The sequence below is a fragment of the Streptomyces sp. NPDC051662 genome (assembly GCF_040681655.1).
Lineage (GTDB): Bacteria > Actinomycetota > Actinomycetes > Streptomycetales > Streptomycetaceae > Streptomyces.
On the sequence record NZ_JBFAZD010000022.1, the window covers coordinates 138,547 to 146,182 of the forward strand.

At 72.2% G+C, this 7,636-nt stretch carries 1 protein-coding gene; it reads left to right on the plus strand.

What is annotated here, in order from left to right; genetic code table 11:
- Positions 1 to 2 precede the first annotated feature (2 nt).
- On the plus strand, positions 3 to 7,636 hold a 7,634-nt coding region (locus tag AB0M67_RS30550; RefSeq protein WP_365750727.1), incomplete at its 3' end, for an amino acid adenylation domain-containing protein.

Sequence of the window (7,636 nt, forward strand, 5' to 3'; positions counted from 1 at the left end):
GCATGGCAGCCAACTGCTTCATCATCGGCGGCACCCGGGTCCTCACCCAGTGCGCCGCACAACTCCTCGACGCGGGCGTGCGGATCGAGGGGATCTTCAGCGACGACCCGGCCGTAGCGGCCTGGGCGGACGTGCGCGCGATCCCCGTGCTCGACCCGGGCGCCGATCTGTCGGCGACGCTCTCGGCGCAGCCGTTCGACTATCTCTTCAGCATGGTCAACTTCCGGATCCTGCCCGCTGAGATCCTCGACCTGCCGACAACGGCCGCCATCAACTTCCACGATGGACCGCTGCCCCGCTACTCCGGTAGCCACGTTCCCGCCTGGGCGCTGTACGAGGGCGCGTCCCGGCACGCGGCGACCTGGCATCGGATGACGGAGGCCGTGGACGCGGGCAGCGTGCTGCTGGAGCGCTGGTTCCCGGTACGCGACCACTCCACCGCCCTGTCGCTGACATACGAGACGGCCGAGGTGGGCGTAGAGCTCTTCGCCGAGCTCGTACCGCACGTGGTGGCGCGAACCCTGCCCGAGCCGGTCGACACGAGCGACCGCGAGCGGCGCTTCTACCGACGGTCCGCCCGGATGGCCTCCGGCGGCCTCATCCACGCCGGCACCTCCGCCGTCGAGGCCGTTCGGATCTCCAAGGCCCTGGACTACGGCTCCTTCCCCAACCCGCTCGGCGTACCGACCCTCGTCACCGAGCAGGGCGCGGTCTTCACCCGGCAGGTCAGGCTGATCCCGCGCGAGGACCCCCGTACCGAGACCACCGTGCTGTCGGTGACCACATCGGCCATCACTCTGGCCGCCCCGGACGCCGACCTCGTGCTGAGTGACTGCACCGCCGTCGACGGGAGCGCGCTGAGTGGCCAGGCCGCCGCGCAGCGGCTCGGCATCACCCCGGGCTCGCCGCTGCCCGCCGTCTCCGCGGAGCGGCTGGCGGACATCGCCGCCGCCCAGAAGGCACTGCGGGTACACGAACCGTGGTGGCGCGCACGGCTGGAGGAACTGCGCCCCGCCCCGCTGCCCGCCGATGACTTCTCCGCCGCCGGGGCCCACTACGGCCGCTACGAACTGGCCCTTATCCCCGCCTCGCGGGAGGAGGCCGTCGCGGTCGTCCGCGCCTTCCTCACCGTCGTCGCCGAGCGCACCGGCGAGCGGACCTTCGACTTCGCCTGGTCGCCGGCCGCCGCGCGGGTCCTCGCGGAGCGGACCCACGGCATCGCCGCCGCGCGATTCCCCGTACGGTTCGACGGCGACACCTCCCCGTCGCTGCGAGACAAGCTGGACGAGGTGGCCGCCCGCCAGGGCTACGCGGGCGACCTCGAACTCCGGCTCGGCCTGGCCGGCCGCCCGCTCGGCTCCGACGAGCCGAGCTTCACCCGCGTCATGGTGCTGGACCGCGACGCGGGGGAAGAGGCGTCCGCCGAACCGCACACCGAGATCGCACTGCTGTGTCTGCGGGACGGCCCGCCCACCGTCTTCGTACGCGAGACCGCGATGGGCGAGGACGAGGCGCTGGAGTTCACCGAGCAGGTCGAGGACCTGGTCCTGACGGCCCTGCTCCACGGCGAGGAGCCCCACACCGACCCCCAACCCCGGCTTCACACCGATCCGCAGCCCGCGACACCGCCCGAGGCACGGTCCCCGGAGCCGCTCACGGTACGGCCGGACGACACCGCCACCACGTCGGCGACCGGGACGGTACTGGACCTGTTCGCGGCCACGGTGGCCGACCGGCCCGGGGCCACCGCTGTCCGCAGCGGCACCCGCACGCTGGACTATGCCCGCCTGGACGCCTGGGCGGACGCCATCGCCGCCCGCCTGCACGACCAGGGCATCGAGTCCGGTGCGGTGGTCGGCGTACTGATGGAGCGGGACCTCCCGCTGCTTCCCGCCATGCTCGGAATCCTGCGGGCCGGGGCGGCCTTCCTGCCCCTGGACCCGGGATACCCCGTGGAGCGGCTGCGGCGGTACGTGGAGGTCTCGCGGTGCGACCTGATCCTCACCGATTCCCGTACGCATCCCCTCGGCATGTCACTCGGCGACGCGCGTAGCGTGCCCGAGCCGGACGGCTCCGCGCAGGCGGTGCCGCCCCAGGTCAACGCCTCCGACCTGGCCTATCTCCTCTTCACCAGCGGATCGACCGGCAGCCCGAAGGGCGTGGAGGTCGAGCACGGGGCGCTGGCGAACTTCCTCACCGGGATCGGTGAACGCCTCGGCGTCTCGTCCGACGACACCCTGCTCGCACACACCACCGTGGCCTTCGACATCTCCCTGCTGGAGCTGTTCCTCGGCCTGACGGTCGGCGCCACGGTGGTCCTGGCCTCTCGTGAGGCCGCGGGCGACCCGTCCCGACTGGCCGAGCTCTCCGGTGTTGTGACCGTGGCTCAGGCGACACCGAGTCTGTGGCGCCTGCTGCTGGGCACCGGCTGGACTCCGCACGCGGAGCTCACGGTGCTCTCCGGCGGCGAGGCCCTGCCGCCGGCCACCGCCGAGCGTCTGCACGGACCGGCCCGTGCCCTGTGGAACCTGTACGGTCCGACCGAGGCGACGATCTGGGCCTCCACCCACGAGGTCACCTCGGTGGGCTCCTTCCTGCCGCTGGGCGAACCCCTGCCGAACATGGAACTCCATGTGCTGAACGGGGAGTTGGAGCAGTGCGCGGCGGGAGCGACCGGCGAGCTGTATCTCTCGGGCGGCGGACTCGCCCGTGGTTACGCGGGCCGGCCGGATCTGACGGAGGAAGTCTTCACCGTCCACCCGGTGACCGGTGCCCGGCTCTACCGGACCGGCGATGAGGTACGTCTGCACGCGGACGGCGCGATCGAGTGGCTCGGGCGCGGCGACGCCCAGGTGAAGGTGCGCGGCAATCGCATCGAGCCCGCGGAGATCGAGCGGGTGCTGGAGAGGTTCGAGGGCGTCACCGCCGCCGTGGTCGCCGCGGCGCGGTTCGAGGGACGCGGCGAACCGAGGCTGACCGCCTACCTGGTGGGCGACGGTACGCCGACCAAGTCCCGGCTCGACGCGTTCGTCGGTGGCACCCTGCCCGGTTACATGGTGCCCGACGCCTATGTCGCCCTCGACGCCTTGCCGTTGACCGACAACGGCAAGGTGGCGCGGGCCAAACTGCCGCTGCCGACGAGGGACACCATCATCCGCTCGGCCCCCGGGGCCGCCGCGACACCGGTGGAGTCCGTGGAGTCCGTGGAGTCTGTGGAGCCCTCCGAGCCGGCGGTCGCCGGTGTGACGGTGGAGGCGCTCGCGGAGTCGATCGCGGGGGTGTTCGCGACCACGCTGGACCACTCCGGTTTCGATGTGGACGCCAACTTCTTCGACCTGGGCGGCGATTCGGTCAACGTCACGTTCGCGGCGGCACGGCTCGGCCATGAGCTGGGTACGACCGTCACCGCCCCGTCGATCTTCGCCTCCGGTACCCCGGTGAAGCTGGCCCGGTTGCTGGGCGCGGAGGGTGTGGTACGGCTGCTCGACCCGGCGACCGAGGACGCCAACACCGTACGGGCGTCGACCGATCCCGAGCCGGTGGCGGCCGTCTCCGCCGTATCGACCCCTGCCGTATCGACCTCCGCTGAGTCCGCCCGGTCGGCCGACGACGGCGCCCTGGCCGTCATCGGCATGGCGTGCCGGTTCCCCGGCGCCGCCACCCCGGACGAGTTCTGGCAGAACCTCGTCGGCGGGGTGTCCAGTGTCCGGCCCGCCCCGGACGGCAAGCGCGGCTGGGCCCACCTGTGGTCCGACGGCGCCGCCGACGATGTGCCGATGGCCTGGGTGGACGGTGTCGAGTACTTCGACGCCGCCCGCTTCGGACTCAACGACCGCGAGGCCCGCCGCATGGACCCCCTGCAGCGGACCATGCTCAGTGTGACGGCCGAGGCACTGGAGAGCTGCGGCCACGACCACACCTCCCTCGGCGCCGCCACCGGTGTCTTCATCGGCGCCATCGCGAGCGACTTCCCGGAGATCGTGGCGCGGAGCATCGGGTACCGCGACCCGCACGTGGCGACGGGCACGGCCGCCTCCATGGTCGCCAACCGGCTGTCGCACGTCTTCGACTGGTCGGGGCCGAGCTTCACCATCGACACCGCCTGCTCGTCCTCCCTCGTCGCCCTGCACCAGGCGGCCATGCATCTGCGGGCGGGTGACATCCACGCCGCCGTGGTCGGGGCCGCGAATCTCGTGCTCACCCCGACCAAGACCCGCTCCTTCGCCCGCAACGGGATGCTGTCCCCGCAGGGCGTGTGCCGCACCTTCGACGACGCCGCCGACGGCTATGTACGAGGGGAGGGCACCGGCGCCGTCATCCTCAAACGGCTCGCCGACGCCGAACGCGACGGCGACCCCGTCCTCGCCGTGATCCGGGGCACCGCCGTCAACCACACCGGGGGCAGCGCCGGTTTCCTCACGGCACCCAGCAGACCGGCCCAGGAAGCGGTGCTGCGCAAGGCGCTCGCCGACTCCGGGCGTACGGCGGCCGACATCGGCTATATCGAGGCGCACGGCACCGGAACACAACTGGGCGACCTCGTCGAACTCGAAGCCCTGCACGCGGTCCTGGGCGAGCCGGCCGGCCGGCGGCCCGTCGCGCTGGGCTCGGTGAAGACCAACATCGGTCATCTGGAGCCCGCCGCGGGCATCGCCGGACTGATCAAGACGATCCTGGCGCTCCAAGCGGGCCACATCCCGCCGTCGTTGAACTTCAACACCCCGAACACATCCTTCGACTTCGACGGTTCCCCCCTGTTCGTGGCCGACCGGCTGCTGCCGTGGGGCAGCGGCCCGCGCGTCGCGGGACTCAGCAGCTTCGGCTTCGGTGGCGCGAACGCCCACGCGGTGATCGAGGCGGGACCCGTCGGCGCACCGGACGGTACGGAGCCCGGTCCACGGCTGCTGATCCTCTCCGCGGGATCGGACGAGGCGCTGCGCACCCTGGCCCAGCGGCTCGTGCTGATGCTGCGCTCCGCGTACTGCCCGTCCCTGGACGAGCTGAGTGAGGCGAGCCGACGGCGGCCCGCCGCGGCACACCGGCTGGCCTGCGTCGCCGACAGCGTTGAGCAGTTGGAGGACAAGCTGCGGCTGTTCCTGGCCGGGGTCACGGACATTCGCTCCCTCCAGGTGGGGGTGGCGTCCGAGACCGGTGCTACGGAACCGGTCGGCGACGGCGCGAGCCGGGAGACTCTCGCCGAGGCCGCCCGCGCGTTCGTCGTCGGCGCGGCCCTGCCCGCCGGGCGGCGGCGCCGGGCGGGTGTACGGTTCCCGACCGCGCCGCACGCGGAGAAGTACCTCTGGCTGGAACCCGCCGAGCGGCCGGACGCGCCCGTACGCGACGGCGGGTCCGGCCGTACGAAGAACACCTGGACGGAACACCCGGAGGCCGCGGAACACGTGGTGCTCGGCAGGCCGACTCTGCCCGGCGCCGGGTATCCCGGCAAGGTGGCCGAGCTCATCGGCCGGGACCGGTTCGGTCTGCGGGACCTCACCTTCCGGGCGGCCGTCGAGGCCCCCAACACCCTCACGGGCGAACGCGACAACACCGCGGTCGCCTTCCGCGACGGCACCGGCGCCCTCGTCTGCACCGCCGAGGTGACCGGGCCCGAGCAGGCGACACTCACCCCTCCGGCCACCGCCGACGGCCTCACCACCGTCGCCCTCGACGCCATGTACGACGCGTTCGAACGCGCCGGACTCAGCTACGGCGCCGGCTTCCGGACCGTGTCCACGCTGTCCGTGGCGCCCGGGCAGGCGGTGGGTGTGCTGCGCGCCGACGCGCGGAGCGCCGACGCGGTGGACGCCCGGCTCCTCGACGGTGCCTTCCAGATCGCGCTCGCCGCGTGCGGCGCCCGGGGACTGTATGTGCCGTTCACCATCGAGCGGCTCACCGTACTCGGCCGGCTGCCCGCCACCGCCCGGGTGTACGCCCGGCGGGACCGGGACGCCGGGCCCGACTCCGGTCTGCTGACCGCGAGCCTGGTGGTCCTCGACGGCGACGAACCCGTACTGGAAGCCCGCGGGATCACCTGGAAACGGCTCTCCCCGGCGCCGTCGTCGGAGGGCACCGGAGACGACACGCGGAACGGTCACCGTGTCGCGACGGCTTCATCACCGGCACCGCCAACGGCACCGATCCCGGCGCGTATGTCCAACGGCGCCCGTCCCGTACCGGCCCCCGGCCGCCCGGCGGCCGGAGATCTCGACGCGGCCCTGGCCCAGTGGCTGGCAGCCGCCCTGGAGATGGACGTCGACGAGCTGGAGACGGACCGGCCGCTGCAGGAGCAGGGGCTCGATTCGATGCTCGCGGTCTCGCTGGCCCAGGACATCCGGGCCAAGCTGGACGTGGACATACCCGTGACGCTGGTCCTGGAGGTCGGCACGGTCGATCGCCTGGCCGCCGAGCTGAGGGAGGGGTACGGGGTCACCGCGGCGCCCGCCGACACGGGGTCCCCGGCCGCGGGCGGTGCTCCGCGGGCCGCCGAGCCCGAGGAACACCCGGCGCCCGCCTCGGCCCTGGAGCCCGCCCCGACCACGGAGGCCGCCCCGGCCCCGGCGTCCGCCCCGACCCCGGAGGCCGACCCGGCCCCGGCGCCCGCCCCGGCCCGGGTCCAGGCCCAGGCGTCGGTGGTCGAGCCGCCTGTCGCCCCGGTGCGCGATGACGAGGATCTGCACGACATCGCCGTCATCGGCTTCGACGGGGTGTTTCCGAACGCGGCGAACACCGACGAGCTGTGGCGGGTACTGCTGGAGGGCGTGGACTGCCTGAGCGAGGTGCCCGCATCCCGCTGGGACATCGATTCGTACTACGGCACGGAGGGCAAGCCCGGCACCGTCTACCTCAGGCGCGCCGGCTTCGTCGAAGGGCTGACCGACTTCGACGCCGGGTTCTTCCGGCTGTCGCCCGCCGAGGCGGAGTGGATCGACCCCCAGCAGCGTCATCTCGTCCAGTCCGCCTGGCGGGCCTTGGAGGACGCCGGTCTCGCGGGTGACACCCAGCGGTCCACCGGTGTGTTCGTGGGCGCCAGCTACCAGCACTACCGCGACATGGTCGTCGGGGACGTCGTACAGACGGCGGCGGGCCTGGGAAATCACAACGCCATCCTGGCCAACCGGGTGAGTTTCTTTCTGGATCTGCACGGGCCGAGCATGACGATCGACACGTTGTGTTCGTCGTCGCTGGTCGCTCTGCATACGGCGGTGCGGAGTATCCGCGACGGCGAGTGCGAGCAGGCCATCGTCGCCGGCGTGCATCTGGCGATGTCACCGCAGTACTTCCAACTGGGCGCACGACTGAGGTCGTTCTCTCCCTCCCATGCTCTGCGGCCGTTTGATGCGGGTGCAGATGGGTTTGTGCCGGGGGAGGGGGTGGTGACGGTGGTGGTGAAGCCGTTGGGTGCGGCGTTGCGTGATGGTGATCGGGTTCGTGGGGTGATCAAGGGGAGTGCGGTCAACCATGGTGGTCGTACGAGTGGGTTGACGGTGCCGAGTAGTGCGGCGCAGCAGGAGGTGATTGTGGCTGCGTTGGGTGATGCGGGTGTGTCGGTGGAGTCGATTGGGTTGGTGGAGGCTCATGGGACGGGGACGGGTTTGGGTGATCCGATTGAGGTGGAGGGGTTGTCGCGTGCGTGGCG